Below are 23,563 nucleotides of genomic sequence, written 5' to 3' on the forward strand. Positions count from 1 at the left end.
TTAGTTTGACTTACACGTGTACGCTGATATTCTAGCGTACAGTTGTTAGCTCAAAGTTAGGGATACATTGTGATGCATAATAAACCGCCACTCATCTGGTTGAATATATTGATATTTTCATCCAGTTTCATTCTCACTGTTGTTGTATTGCCTTGGTATGCATACCACTATGGTTTGGGTTGGGAACATCTGATCTGGGGCATCATTGCCTTTAGCTTCACAAATCTCTCTATTACCGCGGGTTATCATCGTCTTTGGAGCCACAAAACTTACGAAGCTCACCCAGTTTTACGATTCATCTTTGCTATTGGTGGCGCATTCTCTCTTCAAAACAGTGCAATGCATTGGTCATCTGATCATCGTGTCCATCACAAACATGTCGACGACAACGACAAAGACCCCTATTCCGCAAAGCGTGGTTTCTGGTATTCCCATATCGGGTGGATGCTTCGTGACTACAACCAATCAAGCGAAAGCGAATACACCAATTGTCGCGATTTGAAGCGTGACAAAATCGTAGCATGGCAGCACAAGTACTACGTCCCTTTAGCTATTGCGACTAATATCGGATTCCCATTAGCTCTTGGGCTAATTTATGGTGATATCTGGGGGATGTTTTTGATCGTTGGCGCAGCTCGCCTGTTCTTAAGCCATCACACCACGTTTTTTATTAACTCTTTAGCACACGTTTGGGGCAAGCAGACCTTTACCGACAAAAATACCGCTCGTGATAATGGTATTTTGGCATTCTTGACCTTTGGCGAGGGTTACCACAATTTCCACCATATCTTTGAGAACGATTATCGCAATGGCGTTTACTGGTGGCACTACGACCCAACCAAATGGCTGATCAAATCCTGCTCTTGGTTAGGTCTAACAACGAAGCTTCGCACTACTTCGACATTTCGCATTGAGAAAGCACGAGCTACCCAATTGTTGAAAAAAGCCAAAGATAAGCTAGAGAGCAAGCCAAATAGCCAATCTATTCGTGACCAGCTTCAGCAAGAGTTTGACGCATTAGTTCATCATATGCAGGAGTACTATGAAGCTCGCAAAGAGGTACTAGGTGAGAAAAAAGCAACCGTAGTGAAAAAGTACGAACAGTCGGTGTCTAAATTGAAGTATGAGCAAATTAAGGAAGAATTTGAACGTCAACAACGCAGTTGGAATCTCCTAATGCGTCGCTACGCGTAACGTGTAACTCGCGCTTCAATATAACGACGTCAAAACAAAAACTCCGAAAATCGGAGTTTTTTTGTTCAACAATTCCTATTTAACGTGATCTAGCTCGAACTCTCTATTTTTCCACTTTTTAATCATTTCGTATGAATTTCATTCAATAAATTGTTCATATTTTCGTTTCTTTAAAATCAAGAAAACCAGCACATAACACCTAGAAAACGTAATTTAAACAATATAATCCAGTGCAATTATTTATTAATCTATTATTTGTTTTAGATCATGCTAGCTCTAATTTAGTCTCGTGCCACAGGAAAGAATTCTGTAAATTCCCAGACATAAACTGAAACAGTTTCTTTCTTTTGTTCATAATATTTGGAGACAACCCTATGTTAGAGCTCTTAATTGGCTTAGCAGTGACCATTGCTGTGGGTTATTTCATTGTCAAAGGCTACAAAGCTGCTGGCGTGTTATTAACCGCAGGTATTAGTTTGCTTCTTATGACTGGCATTCTTGGCCATGACGTTCTGCCATCAAAAGTAACCTCAACGGGTAATATGGTGACGGACGCACTAGAGTACGTAAAATACATGCTTCAATACCGTGGCGGCGGTCTTGGTATGCAAATCATGCTACTTTGTGGCTTCGCGTCTTACATGACACACATCGGCGCAAACAATGTTGTTGTAAAACAGTTCTCTAAACCGCTTTCTGTTATCAAGTCTCCATACGTCCTTTTGGTAGCGGCTTACATCGTGGCATGTTTGATGTCTCTTGCGGTGAGCTCAGCAACCGGTCTAGGCGTGCTATTGATGGCAACTTTATTCCCAATGATGACAGCGATGGGTATCTCTCGCCCAGCAGCGGTTGCTGTGTGTGCATCACCAGCAGCAATCATCCTTTCTCCAACATCTGGTGATGTGGTTATCGCAGCAGAAAAATCAGGCCTAGCATTGGACGTGTTCGCAGTTCAAACGGTACTTCCTGTTTCTATTTGCGCAATCATCGTGATGGCAGCAGCAGCTTTCTTCTGGAACAAATACCTAGACAAGAAAGAAAACACGCCAATGGAGCGAATCGACGTATCTGAAATTAAAGCAGATGCTCCAGCATTTTACGCAGTGCTACCTTTCCTACCAATCATCGGTGTATTCCTATTCAACGGCCGTACTATTCCTGGCCTAAGCCTAGATATCTACACCATCGTAGTTGGCTCAATTTTCTTGGGTGCTGTTATCCACTATATCGTGAACAAGTTCGACGGCAAGAAGTCTCTTGAAGATCTAGATTCATGTTACGCTGGTATGGCTGATGCGTTCAAAGGCGTAGTAATGCTATTGGTAGCGGCTGGCGTATTCGCGCAAGGTCTGATGTCTATCGGTGCAATCGACAACCTACTTCACCTAGCAGATAACGCGGGTGCAGGCGGTGTTGCTCTCATGTTGCTTCTAACAGGTCTTACTGTTGCAGCGGCGATCGCAACGGGTTCAGGTAACGCACCATTCTACGCATTCGTAGAACTTGCGCCTGCATTGGCAGCAAAGATGGGTCTGAGCCCTGCGTTCCTAATTATCCCTATGCTACAAGCATCTAACCTAGGTCGTACTATCTCACCAGTATCAGGTGTAATCGTAGCGACTTCTGGTATGGCAAACATCAGCCCGTTTGAGGTGGTTAAACGTACATCTGTACCAGTACTGGCAGGTTTGATTACGGTAATCATCGGTACTATGGTGCTTGTACCTATGTCAGCATAACCGCTAATAATACCATTTGGTTAATAAAGGCTCGGCGTTCTCGCCGAGCCTTTTTTATATGCTCAAACCTTTCACCTTTTCTTCTCTCTTACCCTCTCATAGTAGATACGCAAAACATTCCATATTTACAAAATACTGCACATTATAAGTAAGTCTAATTTGCTTAATATCTCAACTACTTATATAAAGTCCCAATACATTCACAAAATGGAATTAACTATGACTTCACTGATTGTTTTTATCGTCATCATTTTGCTTATTGCGGTGTTCGCGGTCAGCATTTACAACAAGCTAGTGACGCTACGCAACCGCTTTAAAAACAGCTTTGCTCAAATTGAGGTTCAGCTAAAACGTCGTTACGACTTGATCCCAAACCTTGTCAGCACAGCAAAAGGCTACATGGAGCATGAAAAAGAAACCTTCGAGCGTGTCATCCAAGCACGTAACCAAGCAATTTCTGGCTTGAAAGCAGCAAGCGATGCGCCAGACAGCGATGCGGCGATTAGCCAACTGGCACAAGCAGAAGGCATGCTACAAAATGCACTAGGTAAGTTAAACGTTGTCGTTGAGGCTTACCCAGAGCTGAAAGCCAACGAAACCATGACCCAACTGCAAGAAGAGCTAACTAGCACAGAGAATAAAGTCGCCTTCGCTCGCCAAGCATTTAATGATGCAGTCACCAGCTACAACACTTACAAGCAGACTTTCCCACCAGTCTTGTTTGCAAATATGTTTGGTTTCCAAGACGGCAAGCTACTGGAATTTGCAGACAGTGAAGCAATCCAAGAAGCACCAAAGGTTGAGTTCTAATGAATTTTTTCGATCATCAAGATACCGCGCGTCAACGCACCGGGCTTTTGGTGTTTCTGTTTTCCTTAGCAGTATTAATCATCACTGGTTTGGTTAGCGTATTGTCGATTGGTATTTATTATGGGGTTACTGGCGAATCATTTGATCAACAGACTGCGATTACCTATGCCCTGCTCTGCTTTGCCGGTGTTGCGCTAATTGTTGCTGTAAGCTCTATGTTTCGATTGTCTGATCTCTCTTCCAATGGTGGTCGAGGTGTAGCAGAAAGCATTGGAGGCAAGCTGATTTCCTCTAATACAACAGACGCAAAACATCGCCAGTTGCTCAATGTGGTTGAGGAGATGGCCATCGCTTCTGGCATCCCCGTTCCTCCCGTCTATATCATGCAAGAAGAGCGGGGAATTAATGCCTTCGCCGCAGGTATGAGTATTGATGATGCGGTCATAGGTGTAACGCAAGGGGCACTAGACAGCTTCACCCGCGATGAACTGCAGGGTGTCATTGCTCATGAGTTTAGCCATGTCTTAAATGGCGATATGCGCTTGAACACACGTTTAATTGGCGTCTTGTTCGGCATTACTTGTATTGCACATTTAGGGCACTTGGTTCTCGACAATACACATCATACGAGCCGTGCATCAAGAAGCTCTTCCGACTCCGATAAAGGCTTTATGGTGATCATACTGATTGCCATTGTTTGCTTAATACTCGGTTGGGTTGGCACCTTATTTGGTTCCATGATCAAAGCTGCGATCTCTCGTCAACGTGAATTCTTAGCGGATGCGAGCGCCGTTCAGTTTACTCGCAATGACCAAGGAATTTCAGGCGCACTTAAGAAGATTGGCGGACACAGCTCTGGCTCTAGCCTAAACGCAAAAGCTAGTAATCAGATGAGTCACATGATGTTTGGCCAGAGCAGCCTGTCAGGTTTTAGTGGGTTCTTCGCGACTCACCCTCCTCTCGAAGAACGGATTCGCCGTATCGAACCAAATTGGGATGGGAGCTTTTCTCGCAGGAGTCAGAACCAAAGCTCAGTCTTCGGCAATGAACAAGTAAGTGGGTTTGCTTCTGATGCCGATTTTGAGACTCAAGATTTTAAACCGCAAGTTGCCACACCGACCTCCTCCGACTTGAGTGAAATAGGTAAGCAGCTAATCAGCCAGTTACCGGACGAGTTAGTTAACATAGCACGCGAACCCTACAGTTCTCGCTTTATTGCCTTACTATTGATCTTTGATGGCAGTGATGTGCAGCGGGAGATGATCAAAGGCCATATTCCAATGGTTTCGCACGCAGATCTATTACCGTGGTTAGATTACGAATTGCCACTGCACTTGCGTCTTCCACTGTTAGAGCTGACTATTCCAGCTCTTAAAGAGCTGAGTGAAGGACAAAAGAATCGACTGTGTGAGGTACTACGTGAGTTATCCCAAACTGACAATCATTACTCATTGCGTGAATGGTGTGTGATAAACCTACTTGAAAAGCAGTTGCTTACCTCGTTTGCATCTACTCGCCAAAGTAAGTCATTAGCTCAACTGATGGAAAGCGTTCATTGGCTTCTAAGAGAATTAGCATGGGTAAGCCATTCAGAGAAAGGCCAGGCACAATGTGCTTTTAACACTGCGTTGGTCTCTTTAGGCTTACCCGAAGCTCAATTGCTAGACGCTAGCCACGACTGGAGGCTAAGCCGAGCAGCGTTAGAGCTTTTAGTGCAACTCAACCCTAAACAACGTATTTTGTTCGTCAAAGCGTGCCGTTTAGCGATTGAATCTGATGGAGAAATCACCGTCGCTGAGGGAGAATTGTACCGAGTAATAGCGTGTTTCTTAGAAGTACCAGAACCACCACTTACCGTGACGCTTTAACTATACAAAGTAAAACGCCAGCGATAATCGCTGGCGTTTTTGTATTCGGCTATTGCTTAAGCGGCTTTGAAGTGCTCTGGAATCTTAATAATGCTTTCACGGTAGCTAAACCATAAGTAAGTTACCGCTATTGAGAAGAACAAGTATGACAACGCAAACACGATTGGAGAAGTAATCAACTCTGCTGACATCCCCCACATCACACCAACGACAGTAATCGTTAACTTAGACAACATGCCACAGATCAGTAAGAACAAAGCAAGCTGTGGGAAACGCGAACTACGGAATGCGAAGAAGTAGCAGCTACCTACCGCAAGCGATGCAATAGAAAGACCAAGCATGAAAGAATGAATGTGATCTGCTGATGCGACACCTGCAGAAACAGAAGCCATAAGTAATAGGAACAATTTCATAAGTCACCTCACTACAAGTAGAGAAAAGCATCCTTTCATTAATGAAAACTCATTTTGCGCCCTATTTTGCTTATCTAGCCAGCAAATACAAGCACATTTTTTGCTCACTTTGCGTACAACCTCCCTCATTAAATCCACTCGTTACAATCATTTAACATCCCGCGTTTTATAAACCCTGTGGATCCTGCACTTACAGAAAACAGCTTCCATTTTGCCCACTTTTGTTACGAAACATTAACACTAAAATATTTTGCAACTTTTTGCGTAAACTGTGAGCTAAACACTCAGCGTCGTGCTATCCACCTTGTTTCACTTAGGATCTCACCACCAAACCAACGATTCTTTACGTTGGATCAACATTTTTGCCATATATAAAACCACCCCATTACAAACATTTTTAATGTTTCAAATTATTTTTAGTAGCAAGGCTAAAAAGAGATTCCAATCACACATTTATTGGTTATAATCCGCGCTCATTACGTTATACGTTGAAAAACGCAAACTTATTTTGAGTAAACCTTATCTTTAAACCGACCCCTCTTTGCTATCCGCCAAGAGGTATTACTGAGAACAAAAATGAGCAAGATTGATAAAGCTATGCGCATCCTGTTAGCGGGATTCTGTATCAACCTTTGTCTTGGCATCCTGTATGCTTGGAGTGTATTCAACAAAGCACTAGTGACTGAGTCAGGCTGGAGCGCAGCAGAAGCATCTGCACCTTACGCGACTGCAACTATTACTTTCTCTATCTGTCTTCTTGTTGCAGGTATTCTTCAAGACCGTATGGGTCCACGTTTGATTCTTATCCTAGGTACTGTTCTTACAGGTCTAGGCATGATCGCGTCTGGTTTTGTTAGCTCACCATTAATGCTGAACATAACTTTCGGTGTGATCACTGGTGCAGGTATCGGTTTTGGTTACGCGTGTCTTTCTCCTTCAGCAATGAAGTGGTTCCACGCATCTAAGAAAGGTATGGTTAACGGCATCATCGCAGCAGGTTTCGGTCTAGCAGCTATCTACCTAGCTCCTGTGACTTCTGCGCTGATCGACAGTATGGGCATCCAAACAAGCTTCCTAGTTCTTGGTGTTGGTATCCTTGCTATCGCTGTTCCTCTAGCAGCAACAATCAACAACCCACCAGCGGATTACACGCCAGCTGAACCTAAAGTAAAAGAAGGTCAAGCGCCTAAGGTTGTGAAGAAGTCTGACGACCTAACTTGGAAAGCAATGCTTAAAACGCCACAGTTCTACTCTCTATGGATCATGTACGCGTTCGCAGCTTCTGTTGGTCTTATGATCATCGGTAACATCACAACTATCGCAAGCGTTCAAGCTAACCTACCAAACGCGGTTTACCTAGCGTCTATCCTTGCGGTGTTTAACTCAGGCGGCCGTGTAGCAGCAGGTATGCTTGCAGACAAGATCGGTGGCGTTCGTACTCTTCTTCTAGCGTTCGTTCTACAGGGCATCAACATGGTTCTGTTCGCAACGTTCAAGACTGAGTTCACGCTGATCATCGGTACAGCAATTGCAGCAGTAGGTTACGGTACGCTTCTAGCAGTATTCCCTACTCTAACGGCTGAATTCTACGGTCTGAAGAACTACGGTACTAACTACGGTGTGTTATACACGGCATGGGGTATCGGTGGTGCAATTGGTGCTGCTGTTGTTGGTTTCTCAATGACTAACGGTGACGGTTACGGGCTTGCTTACACTATCTCAGCGGCAATGATGGCGGTATGTATCGTACTAGCGTTCATCACTAAGCCACTGACTGAAGCGAAAGTAGCGCAACTGAAAAACGCTTAATCGCCAGTCCAGTTCTATTTATCTAATAGATCTGCAGAAATTGATTCGAAAAAGGCTTAACCTATGGGTTAAGCCTTTTTTATTGTTAGTTGGTTATGGAAAACACCGTCGAACTCGCGCCAGATTACTATCTCGATAACTTTTTTAAACTCGCTCAGCACGCTACCGAATGGTACAGCGACTTACTTTGCTCAGATGAGCACCAATGGCTATCCGCGTTTGAGAGCTTGAACAAACCCGCACAGTGTCTTCTTGTTCGCCTATACAGCCGTAAAGGTTGCTGGTTTCGCAGCGACAAACTCAACTATCAAGAAATCGAGAACATCCAGTCGGCTTTGGATGAATTGGCAGCTCATGACTTTGTCTCGCTCTCCCCTGAACTAACAACGCAAGAGTTAGCAGCAAATCTACTGACCAAGCCTGAGATCGTCACGCTCTACCCTGAGCATCCCAAATCCCTCAAGAAAGAGGCATTAATGGCATGCCTGAGTGAAGAGCGTTTCGAGCTATTTGAGGCTCTGGATTTCACAGTGATTAAGCTTAACTCCGCACACATGATTGATGTTTTGCTGACGCTGTTTTTTGCTAATACCCATCAAGACCTCAGCCAGTTCGTGCTCGATGATTTAGGCTTACACCAATTCGAACAATACCAGTTAAGTAAAGCACGTCGATTTTTCGAGAGCAGAGAGCAAATCGACCGTCTTATTGAGCTCAGCCAGCTCTCCAACCTTTATTGGCAATGCGACAGAAAACAAAAAGCGAACCTCGATATTCTTATCGAAGCAATGCCAGAACGGGTTGAACATCGCTACGTCGACCGTAAACGTGAGCACATGATTAATGACATTGCGCGTGATTACGAACGCATAAACGAACTTGAGATTGCAATTGCCTTGTTTGAGACAACCGCACTCACCCCAAGCCGAGAACGTCGTGCTCGCATCTACGACAAGCTGGAACAAAACGATTTGTTTAGTGACATTGTCACTGAAATGCTCGCTCATCCAATTGATGTCTCCGAGTTTGAGGTGGCACAAAAGCTTGAACAACGCGTTAAACGTAAACAAGGATTGAAATTCCCGAGAGCCACCAAGCCAAAATGCAGCGAATACCACATCGAATTGGATCTCTCCCAACAACGTGTGGAACTGGCAACCAAAGCACATTTCGAAAGTTTAGGTTGGACCGTTTTCTATTCCGAGAATACCCTACTCAACAGCTTGTTAGGATTGACCTTGTGGGATGCGATTTTTGCACCAATAGAAGGTACATTCATTAACGCATATCAACATCGACCATTGGATCTGTATCACGCCGATTTTGCCGACAAAAGAAAGCAACTTATCGACAATGCGCTTGAGCAAGTTCAACAAGGGAAGACGCAGGCGTTGTTTGATACATACCGGGATAAAGTTGGGATCAGTAATCCCTTCGTCAGTTGGGCATACGTGAACGAAGAGCTGATATCCCTAGCTCTTGAACACATCCCTAATGACCTGTTGGTCGAACTGTTTAACGTGCAGTTAAGTGATCTGAAACTCTATCGAAACGGCATGCCGGATTTGATTGCATTTAAAGAAGGGAAATTTGAATGGATAGAGGTGAAAGGTCCAGGCGATAAACTCCAAGATAACCAATGGCGTTGGATCAAGGAGTTCAATCGCCTCAATGTACCGTTCTCAGTCTGTTATGTAACAGCACAAGCTTAGAAAAGAGCCAGAATGGTCTTAGCTACTTACTTTGGCGTTCTTCTGCCCTTTCTTCTCTTTCAATTGATCAATCACGTAGCTTGGTGCGACTTTCTCTAGTTCGCCCAAGCACTCGTCTGTTTTCGGGTTGTCGTAGCGAACATAAATGTCACAAACCGCATAAAGCTGCTCCGGCGCGCCAGAAATCAAATACGCTTGCTCAAAAGACTTCACCGATTTGTCTAGGTTGTAGTCCTCTTGCAGTACACCATTAAGGTACCAATAGTAGCTGTTATCTTTCGCCATCTTGGCCGCTTTTTCGATTTCTGTCGCTGCATTCTTCTTCTCATCCAGACGCACTAATGTCAGCGCTTTCGAGTAATGCAAAGAAGCATTATCAGGATGAAGCTTAATTGCAGAATCCAGCGTCTTTACTGCATCGGCATCGCGTTGCTGAGCTCGGTAGTTGTCCGCCAAGCTTAACCAGATTTGTGGATTCTCCGGCTGATTGGTCACCAAAGCTTGATAGATTTTATCTGCTTTATCCCATTCATGGTGCCAACGATAGACATCTGCTAACAGCAGTTTAGAGCCGTCGTCTTTCTTGTGCTCTAAGTAGCTGATCAGTTCAGCAACCGGGGCTTCAAGCATTTGCTGTTGCTCACTGCTCACATTAGAAAAGTCACGCACTAAGTTGGTCGCTGCAGTAATACGAACCATGGCCTCTGGATCACTCAACAGTGGCTCAATCATGCGCCAACGATGTTCAATCGTGTAAGGTTCTGCTCCGACAATAGCAGCTTCACGAACCGCAGGGTCTTGGTCTTGAAGGCTGCGTGCAACCGCTACCAGCGCGTTTTGGCTTGGGTAATTCGCCAACTCATGCAGTGCTTCAATGCGCTTTTCAACTGGCTGTTTGATGTCCTGCGCTTGATAAGACAACTCCGCAACCATTTGCTGTGGCGACATCTGCGCTGAGTTTGCTTTTTGAACGCTTGTCACGCTGGTAGAAGAAACTTGGTCCGGTGCCAGCAAGGTTTCATCCTGCGCTGCAACAGACTGGCTTACTGTGACACCTAGAGCGACAGCTAATAACGTTTTTGAGAATGTCATATCTATCCCCTTAAAATTTGGTTTCGAATACAGGACGCTTCGCCGCTTGTTGGCGTAACACCGCATCACTGAATTTGCCATGTGCCACAGGGTTACCCGTAGCGCGAAGAATGTATGCCATAGCCTTATCAGCATGAGAGAAGAACTTTTTCCAACCTGCACACAGGTAGTTCAACCCTGGTTCACCATCTTTGGTGCGAATGAAACGGTTTTTCGGACACTCGCCGTAGCAAGCGAATTGGTAATCACACTGTTGGCACTGCTTGGTTAGCGAGCGAGTCTTGGCAAAGCCAAACTTTTGCTGCTCAGGACCATACGCCAAGGTGTCTAATTTTTCGTGGTGGATGTTGCCAATCTTGTATTCTGGATAAACGTAGTGGTCACAAGCAAAAACATCACCGTTTGGCTCCATTGCCAAGCCTTTGCCGCAAATCTCGCCCAGTGTACAAAGTGGGTTTTTACGTCCCATCCAAGTCTCTACACTTGCTTCGAAGTACTGGACAAACACCTTTCCAATGTCGTGTTGAATCCACTCATCAAAAATTGCGATAAGGAAGTTACCCCACGCCTCATCTGCCACACACCATGGCTCAACCACAGAGTCTTTGTGACCAGGAATAAGACGCTTGTCGCCTTGTTTCAGCTGTTCTTGCGGCTCCCATGTTTGAGGTGCGGTAGTACGGAAGGTTTTCTGTTCTACGATGGGAATAAACTGCATTTGCGGAGAACGGACTTCATCACGCAGGAATCGGTATACCTCAAGAGGATTGCGGCTAGTTAGGTTGTTGACACAAGTCAGCGTGGCGAACTTCACTTCGTGTTTGTGCAACAGTTCAACAGCCTTCATCACTTGGTTAAAGGTACCACGACCTGCGCGGTTGGTTCGGTAAGCGTTGTGCATCATTTCTGGCCCGTCGATACTCAAACCGACCAAGAAGTTATTTGCTTTTAAAAATGCACACCAATCATCGTTGAGCAACGTACCGTTGGTTTGCAAATCGTTTGAAATGACCACGCCTTCAGGCTTGTACTTAGATTGAAACTCAACAATCTTTTTAAAGTAATCCAAGCCCAACATCGTTGGTTCACCACCCTGCCAAGAGAAGATGATTTCCGGCGTGTTCTGTCCTTCAATGTACTGACGAATATAGGTTTCTAACGTCTCTTCATCCATCACAGGCGTGCAGCCTTTTTTGTACTCAAGTAAGTCCTGTTTGCTGAGGTAATAGCAGTAAGTGCAATCAATGTTACAAGCTGCCCCAATAGGCTTTGCCATGACATGCAAACGCTTAGAGGCTTTACCGTTGAACTGAGGACCTTGAGTAATGTGCATACGTCACCTTTTTCGTTATGAAATGCAGCTGAGAACGCTCATAAGCCTGCCATTCTCACCTTGATGACCTAATCATAAATCCCATTAATACAAGAGGCTTGTTATACCGTTTATAACCTTTTTTCATAGCGTTTATTGCTAATATTTATCGTGACTTTTTTGGCGAGAAACTATTGATGAAATCATTTAAAAGCAAATCGTTAACCGCACTTTCCATTCTATCATTCAGCGTATTAATGAGTGGTTGTGCGACTCAATCACCGCACCCTATCGCGCTCAACATTGATCAAGACATGGTGTTAGTTGAAGGCGGTTCATTTGTCATGGGATCGGACAGCGACTCCGCCAAGAAGGCAGAAACCCCAGCACGCGAAGTAAAGGTAGACGGCTTCTACATTTCCAAATTCGAGGTCACTCAAGAATTATTCGAATCTGTCATGGGTTCTTCAATGAGCTACTTCCAAGGTGCAAACATCCCAGTTAACAACTTGAGCTGGCAGCAGGCGAATTACTTCATCGAGAAGTTGAACGAACTGACTGGTGAAAACTACCGCTTACCGACAGAAGCGGAATGGGAGTTTGCCGCAAAAGGTGGTAACAAGAGCCAAGGTTTCACTTACGCAGGCTCAAACAACATTGCTGATGTGGCGTGGTACGTCGATAACTCTAAAAACCAAGCTCACCCAGTTGGTCAAAAGCAACCCAATGAGCTTGGTCTGTATGACATGACAGGCAACGTTGGTGAGTTCGTTATTGATGCTTATGACGACACCTTCTACCGATTTGGCCCAACCGAGAATCCGAACAACGCTAAAGACGAAAAAGCAGGCCTAGCACACAAGTCCGTACGAGGCGGCAGCTTTGCCTATGATTCTGATGAATCAGAGAATTTCCGTCGAGACTTCGCTAGCCAGTCTATAATTATGTCGGACATGGGACTTCGCCTTGCTAAAGATGCTGATTAAGCACGATTACGCATGAGAAGCGACGTTACTGCCCCTTTACGCATTCTTACCAATTAACACGTCTCTTGGTTAGGGAAATGGTTAGGGAAAGAGGCTAGATCCACGTTGTTCTCATTTAACCTCAAATGTATACAAACAATACATTCAAACTTAGGTAAATAATAATATGAAGAAACACATCTGTGCCCTTGCAGTCTTATCTGGTTTATCATTCTCAGCGATGGCTTTAGATTGCGATCCAAACTTACTACCTTCTTGGAAAGATGGCGCAAGTAAATCTGCGATTGTTAACTATGTTGATCAATCTACTGATGCTTCGAAAAAAACCTTCATTGCAGAACAAGACCGCATCGCGGTGTTCGACAATGACGGTACGTTATGGTCAGAAAAACCGTTTTACTTCCAACTGGCGTATGCGCTAGACGAAGTGAAACTGATGGCAAAAGTCCACCCAGAGTGGAAGACACAAGAACCGTTTAAATCTGTACTGAATGACGATATTGAAGGCGTCTTCAAAGGCGGTGAAAAAGCGCTACTAGAGATCGTCAAGGTCACTCATAGTGGTATGACGGTAGAGGAATATCAGCAAAAAGTCGCCGATTGGCTGAAAGTCGCGAAAGATCCACGCTTTGGCAAAGCTTATACCGAACTTACATACAAACCAATGCGCGAAATGGTGACCTACCTGCAAGAGCATGGTTTTAAGACTTACATAGTATCTGGTGGCGGCGTGGACTTCATGCGAGTTTGGGCACCAGAGGTCTACGGCATTCCTGCAGAGCAAATCATTGGTAGCGCACTAAAATACAAGTACGATTACAACGACGGTAAACCAACCGTGACTAAGTTAGGTGAAATCCTTACGATCGATGACAAAGCCGGGAAAGTGGAAAACATTCAACACATCATCGGTAAGAAACCTGTTCTCGCGATTGGTAACTCAGACGGTGACCACGCGATGATGCAGTGGGCAACCAGTCAACCAAACTCGATGGCGATGATCGTTCATCACACCGATGAAGACCGCGAGTGGAAATACGACCGAAAATCCAGCGTCGGTCACTTAGATAAAGCAATGGATGAAGCCAATCAACGCGATAATTGGCATCTTATTGACATGAAAAACGAATGGTGCACCGTCTACTAACACCATTACCACTTCTTTAAAGCTCCCCTTCTCGGGGAGTTTTTTTATTCATTTTCAAACGTTAGTCTTTTCTTCACGAACACTTCACGACTCTTCACACACAATGCCTCTCATCAAAACGAAGAGGTAAAAACAGAATGAAAAAAGCAGTCCTGACGACTCTAGCAGCAAGCTCATTTTCGGTAGCAGCAGCACCTTATGTGGGTTTAGAGTATGGATTCGGCACCACCGACCACGATTTTGAAACATCTTTTGAAGCTGACGGTGTGAATCTAAACCCTGAATTGGAAGACGGTATTTATGGTGGCTTTGTTGGCTACTCGATCAACGACTCTTGGGCAGTAGAACTGGGTTACAGCCAATTTGAACTGGACGATAGTCGTTCAAAAAACTTAGGCATCGAGAACGTTGATGGTAAAGACTACCACCGTGAAATGGAATGGGATTCATCCATCAAGGCAAAACAAATCACTCTTGCTCCTGTGTTTAGCTACGCATTAAACGACAAATGGACCACCAAAGTGAAAGCAGGCCTGAGCTACACACAATACGAATCTAAAGCAGGTAAGTATGAAGAGCACGAACTGGTTTCAAATGACGATGTGGAAATGAGCAAAACACTTTTCCACAACACAGAAAAGAATAACGAGTTGGGTGCCGTATTCTCTGTTGGTGCTGAATACAAGATCTTCCCTCAGTTGACCATCGGTGCTAACGCAAAATACCAACTTGATAGCTACGCAAACACAGCATCAATCAACGTAAGCTCTACATACTACTTCTAAATTAGGAAGCCATAAGCATGAAAAAACTGATTATTACGACAACATTAGCTCTAATTTCTGGCTCTGCATTGGCTGCCTTCAACGGTCCTGAAACGGCAGCAATCAATACAGTAAAAGAAGCTCAGAAAGCATCTGACGATAGTTATGTACTGTTAACAGGTAGCATCGTTCAATCACTTGGGAATGAAACTTATCTGTTTAAAGATAATACAGGCCAAATTCAAGTTGAAATCGATAATGAAGATTGGATGGGGCAAGACGTATCACCGCAAGACCGCGTTGCGATTCGTGGCGAAGTAGACTCCGACTGGACAACAACACAAATTGACGTTGATACCATTCAAAAGCTCTAACTTTACTGTCAATAAGCTGAAAGCCACCACGCTAGTGGCTTTCATTTTGTGGATTTAATGCTCTACTAAGCATGGGCAGTGAGGCGGGAGCACCAAACGTATACTTTGGGGTTGAACCTCAAAACGGATCTTCTTGGAGCGATAAGGCTCACCATCAAGGTTTAAAGGCAGCGTTTTCGGAAAATCGATTTCCAACCAACTTGCTTGCGTATGTTTTACAAACTCCCCTGTCTCGGTTGGCTTCTGAATTTCTTCAATAACCTGAGGCAACTCATGGGGTAGAAAAGGATGTACCAAGGTAATGTCCATTAATCCATCATCAATCAACGCATTTGGTGCCAGCTCTTGTCCTCCACCAGCTAGGCGGCAATTACAAAATGCTCCTACCAAGATTTCCCCTTGGTAGCTACCTTGCGCAATGGTGAGCGAACCATCGTAAGGTTTAAACCCTAGCGCTTTCACCAGTCCTGTTAATGTATATGCACCACCACCAAGAAAGTTCTTTAGCTCAACGGGAGTTTCTGCGGTAATTTCTGCACCAAAACCTGCTGCTGCAATATTCATGAAGTAACGATCATTAGCTTGAACACTGTCAACCGCAACGGCGTCACCATTGACAGCAAGTTCGATAGCTTCTCGAATGGTAGTTGGGATTTTCGTAGCAGTAGCAAAATCATTTGCCGTTCCCATTGGGATAATGGCCAATTCTGGTCGAACATTTACTTCAATTTGGTTTAGCGCTGTTACCGCTTCGTTGACAGTGCCATCGCCACCTGCGACAACAATACGTTTAATGCCTTCATTAACCGCTTCTTTAACTAAGCGTTCCATATCCGCAGATTCCCAAGTGACCCGAACTTGCAGATCCACACCTTGCTCTCGCATTCGCATGATCTCACTGCGAAGCTCCGGTGTTCCGGCCTTCTTACCGTTTAGAATTGCGCGTATTGCTTTCATACTCTTCCCTACCTAGTATTCGATTACCTTACCAGCTTTTTTGAGCTGAGTTCTCAACCATTGATGAGCACTTTCATTGTTGCGGCTCGAGTGCCAAATCGCACATAAATCGTGAATTTTGTCACTAAAAGGAAGTGGTACCGCCTTAATGTTATAAGTTTTAGAGAAGTGCTTTATCGTTGACAGCGGTAACATCCCAATATATTCAGAGCCATCAATAACAGGTAGCATCTCCATCGCGCCAGACGCACGATATACGATGTTGCGCTTAGCTAGGTCTTCGATATCTTCTTCACTCATCAGGCTCTTGCGTGCATGCCAACGCGAGACCACAACATGCTCCTCTGCCAAGAATTGCTCGACAGAACAGGTGTCATGAATGCGAGGATGGTCTGCACTGCACACCACCATCAAACGCTCAGAAAATACTGGTTCCATCTTGAGAACGGTGCGTCCTCGTGGTGGCATATCAATGATTAAGTCGTACCTTTGCAAACGAAGATCGCTTTCATAATCTTCAGTAAATAAGGGATGCACTTCCAACCCGATATTTGGTGCGCTCTTGCGGATTTGACGTAGCAGTTGAGGCATCAACTCATAGCTGGCCACCGAGACACAAGCAATCGAAAATATACGATTAGACACTTTAGGATCGAAGCTACTAGATGCGGATAAAGTAGACGTAAAGTTTTTCAGCGCTGCGACCATTGCCGGATAGATATCTATTGCAAAACTGGTTGGCTCTACGCCCGATGTGCTGCGGTGAAACAGTGGTTCGTCATAGATATCACGCAAACGAGCGAGTGCTTTGCTCACCGCAGGTTGGCTGATATCAAGACGAGCAGCAGCCCTAGACAGGTTCTGCTCTTCATAAATCGCCACGAAAATGGGGATAAGGTTTAAGTCGGTGCTCTTCATTTTGCAAACATAAAACAGGACATGACCTTATTTTAGCTAACAGTATGATAGTTAACGACTCAGAACACCAGATTTGAGCGTCTATGCATGTTTTCGCGAGTTTTAACCTCGCATTGACGAAGAACATTCTGAAAATCGCTCAGGATTTTCCTAGGTAAGGGCTCAAGAATGCACTCGCCTCTTCACCGCACAAGCCGACTTCTACTTCAACGCCACCTTCTTTTAGGATTTCGATACCAAGACCGGCGTTACGAGGGTCAGGATCGAGCATAGCAACCACCACTTTTTTGATGCCGCAAGTCACTAAGGTTTTAGCGCAAGCTGGCGTGCGACCAACAAATGAACATGGCTCTAGTGTTACGTACGCGGTGACGTCACTTAGATCACCGTTGTATGCGTTTAGGGCTTCCACTTCTGCATGATTACCACCAATCGCTTGTGTGTGCCCTTCCGATACGATTTGACCATCTTTCACTAACACACAACCAACAGGTGGATTTGGCTGGCAAGCAGGGAGTGCGTTCCGTGATACTTCCAAGGCACGGAGCATAAATTTTTGATTCATTTGATATGATTCTCGAGAGTCTGTACTTAGGTGGTCGATTTTATCGCTGGCATATTATCTCTTCCATAAAAATCTATACATAAGTAACCTTAAGGTGCTTCGCTCTTTGACAATGACTTGATTTGTTGGCGCACGCAGATTTAAAGCTCTAGTGGATCTACATCAACTATCGGCAACAAAATATACAAGACCCACAATATTAGCAACGAGTACCCAGCCACTGATTTTAGCTTTTAGAGGCTATCTTTTTCGCATGTTCCTGCTCCGTAGCTCATCAAGTTGCGGCAAAGCCTTAGGTATGGCCCACTTAAAGCGTTTTGGCTTCAGCGCTTGAATCCCTTTCCAAAGCGCATTCATCAAGCTTGCGTCCTCCTGCCCCTCTTGTAGGCGCTGTGAACGCTTCTGCCAAACGTCAGTGTTACTGGCTTTACTCATTTCAAGGCCACCCGTGTTGCTTCTCAGCTGCTTATACAAGCTTGCCCTAGCAGCGCCCCATCGATTCGTTTTCACCATTCGTTTGAACACTAACCATGGCGGCGTAGGACGAGAACGATAATAACGGTGAATGCTCAAGGCGGCGATAACGAGAACAAATAGCGTCACTGCGCTGCCAATCAACCAGCCAGAGTAAGCTCTAACAAACGATTTGAATGTATGCTTGGCTTTGAAGGTCTTACCCTCAATCACTACCGTTTCCAGCTTTTTACTCTTGCTATTCCACCATTGGAACTTGTGTTCAGGTAAGGTGAACTCACCGCCCTGTTGGATCACATACACGCTTTCTTCTATACGACTTGATTGGTAATCGCCACGTGTTTGCTTATCGTCTAAGCGGTTTGGTTGAGGATACGCTTGATAGCTGGCAGTAGAATCATTGGATAACAAGTCTGGAAGCAACACTGACAAACTGTCTTGTGCATTGATCGTTATGGTGCGAGTGATCGCATCGCCGACTTTCAGCTCATCGTTAGACGTTGTCCATTTCTGATCCACACTCACCTTAGTCGCGGTAAACCATGCAGAGTCATCACTTAGCAACCCAGAAGGCATAGACGCGTCGAACTTAATTGGCTGCGTATAAAGTGTACCAGCCACTTTCGAGCCATCAGGCGCAGAGACTTGCACACCAATGGCGACCGGTGGAATTACAAATGGCCCCGAGACTTGCGGATACAAAGTTATTTCCCAACGCTGACGAGACCACGTTTGTCCTCCTTTTCGCTCGGTATAGTTGGTTGCTAATTGGTTACGCTGCTTCGCAATCACGTTAGGGATTTCTACGCTGCCAATACGTGTACCACCAGTGAACCAACGAGGCGTTGCGACTTCGATATACAAGATCACCTGCTCATTCACACTGAACTTAGGTGCTTCTTTCGTATCTGTCCCCTGCTTGCCAACCCATGCTAACAATTCAATATTATCGCTGCGCTGCAAGTCTTGAATATCTTGTGCGTTCGCCAAACCAGTAAAAAACAAAGCGAACACCATCAAGAGAGTGCTCAGACGCCCAATCATAGAGTCAGCGCCAAGTTTGAATGCATTCATCATTGTGCTTGCTCCTCTTCTTGTTGTAGTTGCGGCTGTGTCTTCGGCTCCGTTTTCACAGGTTCACGCAGTTGAATTTGGAACTTAGCACGTAAAAAGTACTTTGGATCGGCCTCTACGCGTTTTAACCACTTATCCGCCAGTTCTTGGCTGCCAAGGATTTCGTTCGCATTGAGTTTCTCTTTCAGCATTAATTCAGCAGCGGTTTTTTCGTCTGCCCCATCTGCCGTTTGCGGGTTGTCACCCAGTTCAAACGACTCTTCGGGTCCATCTGTTGTCCCAGCCTGACTTTCACTGGTGCGGTTAATCTCTTCGACAATGCCACCAATGACTTTTAGGTTGTACTCGACGTCTGGTCGCAATTGCTCACTCAAGGTGTCTTTGTCTGCCAGTATTTGCAACAAATTACGCGCGGCCAAGTACTCACGTTGACGCGCCAACGCACTCGCAGCGTTGTACAAGCCATAGTCTTTTACCGCATCTGATGGATCGTTTTGCATCTCCAAGAAAGCGGTATGAGCCAGTTTGTATTCGCCTGCGTAATAATAAGCTGTCCCTTTACGCAACGGATCCGTAAAGTGCTTTGCTGCCTCAAGGTATTCGTTTTTGTTGAAAAAACGTTGCCCTTGTTGATTTGGGGTGAGCCATAAATCCCACCACCATTGAGACGCTTTATCCCAGACGGTTACCTCTTGCACCACTTCAGGCTTATCCGCTTTGAGCGAGACGGTTTCCGCCATGGCTTTTGGCGTCATAAACAAAGACGTTGATACCATAGCCACCACACACCATTGCACTAGCCAGCCTTTGCGAAACCAAAGCATCATAATGAGCGCAATTGGGAACAGCAGTTGATAGCCCATATCTTTCCAAGGCATGGATGATTCACCATTGAGTTGCATGTTTCGCTCAACAAAACGATTCAGCTTCTCTATGTCACCATTGTCTACCGTCACTTCCACAAGGCGTCCACCCGTCGCGCTGGCAAGATTATTTAACGAGTCCAAGTCGACCGGGTTGTTAGAAACAATGTCCGAGTTACCCGCTGCCAAGATAAGCAATTGATAAGGCTTGTCTGCAAAGTAGTTTTTGTAAGCGGTAATGGTTGCGGGGTTCACGCCATCCGTAACCAACAGAACCGTAGAACCCGGTTGGCCTTGTAATTGTTGGTCAATCAAAGGCAACGCCGTTTCAGCAAGTTTACCTTCAACTGGCATGATTTCTGGTGTTATCGCCGCTAGAAACGGTTCGAATACTTTGCTGTCCTGCGTCACAGGCATCGCGACATGAGCAGAACCCGCATAGACAACCAACCCAGTGCTGCCACCTTTTCGTGCAGCCAAGAGGTCACGGATCTTTTGCTTAGAGCGTTCCAAACGGCTTGGCGGAAGGTCTTTTTGCAACATTGAATCGTTGTTATCCAACACCACCAGCATGGTGGCTTTATCCTCGCCAAATGGAGAAGCTTTGCGCTCCCACGAAGGTCCAGCACAGATGACGATGGCAATTGCCACTATCACCATAAGTAGCTTGAGCGGCAGTTGCTTTCGCCAACCATAATCGCCAATCGTTAAGGCTTTACGTAAATGCTCAGGAAGAATGTCTTTCCAACTTGGTTTGGCTTCTTCTCGCCACCTTAACCAAAGCAAAAGAAACATTGGGATGAACGCCAATAGCCACATTGGACGAATGAAATGGAACTGTGTGACAAACTGTTCTAGCCCCATGCTAGAGAAAGGAGAATCAAACATGGCGCTCTCCTTCTACGTTGTCTGTTTGTGCAGAACCTTCACTGCTCACTGATAGTCGACGACGCTTAAATGTTGCCAACGAGAACGCGGTTAGGTACATCGCAACCACCAAAGCCATTAAGTAATGATGCAAGCTTTGCTTAGGGCGGTAAGTGGTACTTTCATAAAGCTGTGGCTCTAACTTACCAATCTCATCATAGGCTTTAGCAAGTTCGTCACGGTTGAGCGCTTCAAACGCCTCACCACCGGATTCTTTGGCAATACGTTTGATCGTATTCATATCTAGCGCAGTTTCACCCACGGTTTGTGGGTCACCCATAGCAATCACGTGAATACGCACATCTTTGGCTTTTGCTACTTTCGCTGCATCAATCGGCTCAACGAAGCTTCCGGTATCATTACCATCTGTCAGAACAATGGCGACTTTCTCTTTGCTCTCTTCTACGTCGGTACGCGACTTTTCACTTTGCTCAAATACCTTAATCGCCAAACCAATCGCATCACCTAAGTGAGTGCTTTGCCCTGCCATCGCCACATCCGTTTGGTTAAGCAGCTCTAGCCACACTTTTTGATCGGGCGTGAATGGCGTTTGCACAAATGCCGCATCGCCGAACAAGATCAAACCTAAGCGGTCACCTTTGCGCGTTTTGGCAAAGTCACTCAATACTTCTTTGGCTGCATCGAGACGAGAGATCTTTTCACCGGTTTTAGATGTGAAGTCTTGCTCTGCCATTGAGCCTGACAAATCGACGACGACCATAACATCGCGCCCTAAGCTTTCACGCACCTGTGGCTCGCCAAGCACTGTCGGCTTTGCCATTGCGGTCACGACCAAAAGCCAAGAAATGATAAGCGTCGCGCGCTGCCACCAGCTAGGAGTAAGTTGGCTTGCGCCTTCTGATGGGGTTTCACCAATCGCGTCCACAAGCTGACTAAAGAACGGCACTTTGATGGCCATTTGTTTGGTGCGGTAAGCAGGGACGAGAAAATACACCACCAAAGGCAGCGGCAAGATGATGAACCAAAGCGGATGCTCAAATTCAAAACTGCTCATGCCAAGCCATGAGGCAAGAAGATCACCCATGGCGACCTCCTTTTAATGCCCGCGCTTTGTAGGCAAGCGTGCGATTTTCAATGTTGTGAGCGTTCTCGTCGTGCTCTTTCACCCACTCAGTTGCGCGTTCAAGAAGTTGTAAACGCTCTGTTTTTTCCAGTTCAATACTTGGGTCAACGATACTTTGCAGCCATCGCTTCGAGGCTTCGTCATCAAACATTTTATGCTTGGGGTTAAGCTCATCTAACTTGCGCAGGAACGCGCTATCAAACAAGCGAGCATAAGAGCTATCAAGATGAATCAATACAATTTTCAGAATCGAGAACAGTGCCTTAGGCATGCTCGCGTCACCTGGATTCAAGCGAGAAATGGCTTCAATGGCTTCTTTACGATAGCGATTATCCCACCAATGGTGTGCCAGTCGGTAGCCCAAATACATAAGTACAATCGCACCAACGACGGCAAGGATCTTCCAACCAATGGTTTGTGGTACCCAGCTTACGCTTTCTGGCACCGCGACGTCATGCAGATCACGCAGAATATACGTGCTTGGAGGCGTGTGTAAGTCAATCATTTATCGGCCTCCAACGAGTTTTTGGAATTGAGTAATGTGGTCACCTGTTGTATCGATTTCGATATGAGGCAGCTTTTTGATTGCCATGAGTTGTGCCAGTGATTGACGTTGTAACTGAGCTTTCTCAACCAAACTGGCACTGGCGGCATCGACTTTGGCTTTGCTGTCTAAGTTGAGCTGGTAACGACCATCACCAATCACCCATTTTACTTTTGCCAAATCTTGAGGAAGCGACTGCTCTAAAGGGTCGCTCACCATCACCGCGAGAACATCGTTGTGTTGTTGAAGCTGCTTAAGGTGATCTAGGTGGTGCTCTTCGCAATCACGCCAATCACTAATAAAAATCAATGTGGATTGTTTTAGCTTCATCCGTTTAATGAGCTCAATCCATTTACTGAACGTCACTTTGTCTGAATCCAACGAATCCACATTTAAGCGCTGGTTGGCTTTAGAGAGTCGTTTCAGTTGAGCGAGTAAATCGTTTTGCGAGCGCTGAGCTTTGCTGTGATATAGAACAGAGTCAGAGGCGATAACCAACCCGACTCGGTCACCGTCTTTCAATACTCGCCAACCACACATAGCCGCGACTTCAGCAGCGACCACTGATTTCATGACCTCGGTTGAGGCAAAAAACATCGCACTGCGCTGGTCTACACAGACAATCACATTGCGGTCTTTTTCTTCGGTGTAACTGCGCACATGAGGCTTGCCCGTGCGCATAGTGACTTTCCAATCTAGGTTTCGGATGTCGTCCCCTAGCTGGTAGTGACGCAGTTCTTCAAAATTCAAACCACGTCCGCGAAATAATGAGTTATGACGACCAGAAAGCACACTGCCCGCTTTTAAGTGAGGCAGTAAGCTGAAGGATTCAGCTTGCGCTTGTAAACGTACTAAGCGTGAGTAATCGCAATACAAGCGAGGGTCTAGCCCTTGGGATTGAGGAGCAAGCGTTGGCTTTGCCATAGTCCCTCCT

General features: G+C 45.5%; 21 protein-coding genes. 10 read left to right on the forward strand and 11 right to left on the reverse strand.

From position 1 onward, the window contains the following. Positions 1 to 69: 69 nt before the first annotated feature. From ACTS60_RS06375 to ACTS60_RS06390, 4 genes are all read left to right on the forward strand, one after another. Complete coding sequence (locus tag ACTS60_RS06375) at positions 70 to 1,194, forward strand: acyl-CoA desaturase (RefSeq protein ID WP_440887552.1); 1,125 nt, start codon at positions 70 to 72, stop codon at positions 1,192 to 1,194. 374 nt (positions 1,195 to 1,568) lie between these two features. Beyond that, positions 1,569 to 2,936: an anaerobic C4-dicarboxylate transporter DcuC gene (gene dcuC / locus ACTS60_RS06380; RefSeq protein WP_440887553.1), complete on the forward strand. Its 1,368-nt coding sequence runs from the start codon at positions 1,569 to 1,571 to the stop codon at positions 2,934 to 2,936. 219 nt (positions 2,937 to 3,155) lie between these two features. Beyond that, complete coding sequence (locus ACTS60_RS06385) at positions 3,156 to 3,746, forward strand: LemA family protein (protein WP_005447146.1); 591 nt, start codon at positions 3,156 to 3,158, stop codon at positions 3,744 to 3,746. Next, positions 3,746 to 5,614: a M48 family metallopeptidase gene (locus ACTS60_RS06390; RefSeq protein WP_440887554.1), complete on the forward strand. Its 1,869-nt coding sequence runs from the start codon at positions 3,746 to 3,748 to the stop codon at positions 5,612 to 5,614. The genes ACTS60_RS06385 and ACTS60_RS06390 overlap by 1 nt, the downstream gene beginning before the upstream one ends. A 56-nt stretch (positions 5,615 to 5,670) precedes the next feature. On the opposite strand, the gene ACTS60_RS06395 is transcribed toward ACTS60_RS06390, so the two are convergent. After that, a complete protein-coding gene (locus ACTS60_RS06395; RefSeq protein ID WP_440887555.1) occupies positions 5,671 to 6,027 on the reverse strand; it encodes an NADH:ubiquinone oxidoreductase in 357 nt (118 codons plus the stop codon). A 576-nt stretch (positions 6,028 to 6,603) separates the two neighbouring features. On the opposite strand from ACTS60_RS06395, the gene ACTS60_RS06400 reads away from it, so the two are divergent. Beyond that, entirely contained in the window at positions 6,604 to 7,836 is a 1,233-nt protein-coding gene (locus ACTS60_RS06400) for an L-lactate MFS transporter (protein WP_440887556.1), read from the forward strand. Positions 7,837 to 7,931: 95 nt separating this feature from the next. Further along, positions 7,932 to 9,548 (forward strand): VRR-NUC domain-containing protein, encoded by a 1,617-nt coding sequence (locus ACTS60_RS06405; RefSeq protein WP_440887557.1) that lies wholly within the window; start codon positions 7,932 to 7,934, stop codon positions 9,546 to 9,548. Between the two features lie 18 nt (positions 9,549 to 9,566). Here the strand turns inward: ACTS60_RS06405 and ACTS60_RS06410 are convergent, their stop codons facing one another. Both ACTS60_RS06410 and ACTS60_RS06415 read right to left on the reverse strand, forming a co-directional pair. Then, on the reverse strand, positions 9,567 to 10,640 hold the full coding sequence (locus tag ACTS60_RS06410; RefSeq protein WP_440887558.1) for a tetratricopeptide repeat protein: 1,074 nt from the start codon (positions 10,638 to 10,640) through the stop codon (positions 9,567 to 9,569). A gap of 10 nt (positions 10,641 to 10,650) precedes the next feature. Then, positions 10,651 to 11,973, reverse strand: coding sequence for an anaerobic sulfatase maturase (locus ACTS60_RS06415; protein ID WP_038886387.1), 1,323 nt, complete (start codon positions 11,971 to 11,973; stop codon positions 10,651 to 10,653). Between the two features lie 176 nt (positions 11,974 to 12,149). Between ACTS60_RS06415 and ACTS60_RS06420 the strand changes: the two genes are divergently transcribed. The 4 genes from ACTS60_RS06420 to ACTS60_RS06435 all read left to right on the forward strand — a co-directional run bounded on the left by ACTS60_RS06420 (position 12,150) and on the right by ACTS60_RS06435 (position 15,223). Continuing rightward, positions 12,150 to 12,938: a formylglycine-generating enzyme family protein gene (locus tag ACTS60_RS06420; RefSeq protein WP_005431742.1), complete on the forward strand. Its 789-nt coding sequence runs from the start codon at positions 12,150 to 12,152 to the stop codon at positions 12,936 to 12,938. 166 nt (positions 12,939 to 13,104) lie between these two features. Next, positions 13,105 to 14,085: an HAD family hydrolase gene (locus tag ACTS60_RS06425; RefSeq protein ID WP_440887559.1), complete on the forward strand. Its 981-nt coding sequence runs from the start codon at positions 13,105 to 13,107 to the stop codon at positions 14,083 to 14,085. Between the two features lie 137 nt (positions 14,086 to 14,222). Beyond that, a complete protein-coding gene (locus tag ACTS60_RS06430) occupies positions 14,223 to 14,870 on the forward strand; it encodes an AcfA family outer membrane beta-barrel protein (RefSeq protein ID WP_440887560.1) in 648 nt (215 codons plus the stop codon). A 17-nt stretch (positions 14,871 to 14,887) separates the two neighbouring features. After that, the gene (locus ACTS60_RS06435; protein ID WP_282066275.1) at positions 14,888 to 15,223 is read left to right on the forward strand and encodes a YgiW/YdeI family stress tolerance OB fold protein; all 336 of its coding nucleotides are present in this window, start codon (positions 14,888 to 14,890) and stop codon (positions 15,221 to 15,223) included. A 54-nt stretch (positions 15,224 to 15,277) separates the two neighbouring features. On the opposite strand, the gene yegS is transcribed toward ACTS60_RS06435, so the two are convergent. From yegS to ACTS60_RS06475, 8 genes are all read right to left on the reverse strand, one after another. Further along, entirely contained in the window at positions 15,278 to 16,180 is a 903-nt protein-coding gene (gene yegS, locus ACTS60_RS06440) for a lipid kinase YegS (protein ID WP_440887561.1), read from the reverse strand. Positions 16,181 to 16,192: 12 nt separating this feature from the next. Continuing rightward, positions 16,193 to 17,098 carry a LysR family transcriptional regulator gene (locus ACTS60_RS06445; protein WP_088880025.1) on the reverse strand — a complete coding sequence of 302 codons (906 nt, stop codon included), beginning with the start codon at positions 17,096 to 17,098 and terminating at the stop codon, positions 16,193 to 16,195. Positions 17,099 to 17,237: 139 nt separating this feature from the next. Next, positions 17,238 to 17,663, reverse strand: a complete 426-nt coding sequence (locus ACTS60_RS06450; RefSeq protein ID WP_010452201.1) for a bifunctional diaminohydroxyphosphoribosylaminopyrimidine deaminase/5-amino-6-(5-phosphoribosylamino)uracil reductase RibD — start codon at positions 17,661 to 17,663, stop codon at positions 17,238 to 17,240. A 240-nt stretch (positions 17,664 to 17,903) separates the two neighbouring features. After that, positions 17,904 to 19,214, reverse strand: coding sequence for a BatD family protein (locus ACTS60_RS06455; protein ID WP_440887562.1), 1,311 nt, complete (start codon positions 19,212 to 19,214; stop codon positions 17,904 to 17,906). Then, positions 19,211 to 20,962, reverse strand: coding sequence for a vWA domain-containing protein (locus ACTS60_RS06460; protein WP_440887563.1), 1,752 nt, complete (start codon positions 20,960 to 20,962; stop codon positions 19,211 to 19,213). The genes ACTS60_RS06455 and ACTS60_RS06460 overlap by 4 nt, the downstream gene beginning before the upstream one ends. Continuing rightward, positions 20,955 to 22,046, reverse strand: a complete 1,092-nt coding sequence (locus ACTS60_RS06465) for a vWA domain-containing protein (protein ID WP_440887564.1) — start codon at positions 22,044 to 22,046, stop codon at positions 20,955 to 20,957. Before ACTS60_RS06465 ends, ACTS60_RS06460 begins: the two co-directional genes overlap by 8 nt. Continuing rightward, complete coding sequence (locus ACTS60_RS06470) at positions 22,039 to 22,590, reverse strand: DUF4381 domain-containing protein (protein ID WP_440887565.1); 552 nt, start codon at positions 22,588 to 22,590, stop codon at positions 22,039 to 22,041. The genes ACTS60_RS06465 and ACTS60_RS06470 overlap by 8 nt, the downstream gene beginning before the upstream one ends. After that, positions 22,591 to 23,553, reverse strand: coding sequence for a DUF58 domain-containing protein (locus tag ACTS60_RS06475; RefSeq protein ID WP_440887566.1), 963 nt, complete (start codon positions 23,551 to 23,553; stop codon positions 22,591 to 22,593). Between the last annotated feature and the right edge of the window lie 10 nt (positions 23,554 to 23,563).

The organism is Vibrio sp. WZ-1 (assembly GCF_052037695.1).
Lineage (GTDB): Bacteria > Pseudomonadota > Gammaproteobacteria > Enterobacterales > Vibrionaceae > Vibrio.

Coding starts and splice junctions, on each gene's coding strand:
- ACTS60_RS06385 (WP_005447146.1), top strand. CDS start 3,156: ATGACTTCACTGATTGTTTTTATCGTCATCATTTTGCTTATTGCGGTG.
- ACTS60_RS06390 (WP_440887554.1), top strand. CDS start 3,746: ATGAATTTTTTCGATCATCAAGATACCGCGCGTCAACGCACCGGGCTT.
- ACTS60_RS06460 (WP_440887563.1), bottom strand. CDS start 20,962: ATGTTTGATTCTCCTTTCTCTAGCATGGGGCTAGAACAGTTTGTCACA.
- ACTS60_RS06430 (WP_440887560.1), top strand. CDS start 14,223: ATGAAAAAAGCAGTCCTGACGACTCTAGCAGCAAGCTCATTTTCGGTA.
- ACTS60_RS06455 (WP_440887562.1), bottom strand. CDS start 19,214: ATGATGAATGCATTCAAACTTGGCGCTGACTCTATGATTGGGCGTCTG.
- ACTS60_RS06445 (WP_088880025.1), bottom strand. CDS start 17,098: ATGAAGAGCACCGACTTAAACCTTATCCCCATTTTCGTGGCGATTTAT.
- ACTS60_RS06470 (WP_440887565.1), bottom strand. CDS start 22,590: ATGATTGACTTACACACGCCTCCAAGCACGTATATTCTGCGTGATCTG.
- ACTS60_RS06410 (WP_440887558.1), bottom strand. CDS start 10,640: ATGACATTCTCAAAAACGTTATTAGCTGTCGCTCTAGGTGTCACAGTA.
- ACTS60_RS06400 (WP_440887556.1), top strand. CDS start 6,604: ATGAGCAAGATTGATAAAGCTATGCGCATCCTGTTAGCGGGATTCTGT.
- yegS (WP_440887561.1), bottom strand. CDS start 16,180: ATGAAAGCAATACGCGCAATTCTAAACGGTAAGAAGGCCGGAACACCG.
- ACTS60_RS06395 (WP_440887555.1), bottom strand. CDS start 6,027: ATGAAATTGTTCCTATTACTTATGGCTTCTGTTTCTGCAGGTGTCGCA.
- dcuC (WP_440887553.1), top strand. CDS start 1,569: ATGTTAGAGCTCTTAATTGGCTTAGCAGTGACCATTGCTGTGGGTTAT.
- ACTS60_RS06475 (WP_440887566.1), bottom strand. CDS start 23,553: ATGGCAAAGCCAACGCTTGCTCCTCAATCCCAAGGGCTAGACCCTCGC.
- ACTS60_RS06465 (WP_440887564.1), bottom strand. CDS start 22,046: ATGGGTGATCTTCTTGCCTCATGGCTTGGCATGAGCAGTTTTGAATTT.
- ACTS60_RS06450 (WP_010452201.1), bottom strand. CDS start 17,663: ATGAATCAAAAATTTATGCTCCGTGCCTTGGAAGTATCACGGAACGCA.
- ACTS60_RS06435 (WP_282066275.1), top strand. CDS start 14,888: ATGAAAAAACTGATTATTACGACAACATTAGCTCTAATTTCTGGCTCT.
- ACTS60_RS06425 (WP_440887559.1), top strand. CDS start 13,105: ATGAAGAAACACATCTGTGCCCTTGCAGTCTTATCTGGTTTATCATTC.
- ACTS60_RS06415 (WP_038886387.1), bottom strand. CDS start 11,973: ATGCACATTACTCAAGGTCCTCAGTTCAACGGTAAAGCCTCTAAGCGT.
- ACTS60_RS06420 (WP_005431742.1), top strand. CDS start 12,150: ATGAAATCATTTAAAAGCAAATCGTTAACCGCACTTTCCATTCTATCA.
- ACTS60_RS06405 (WP_440887557.1), top strand. CDS start 7,932: ATGGAAAACACCGTCGAACTCGCGCCAGATTACTATCTCGATAACTTT.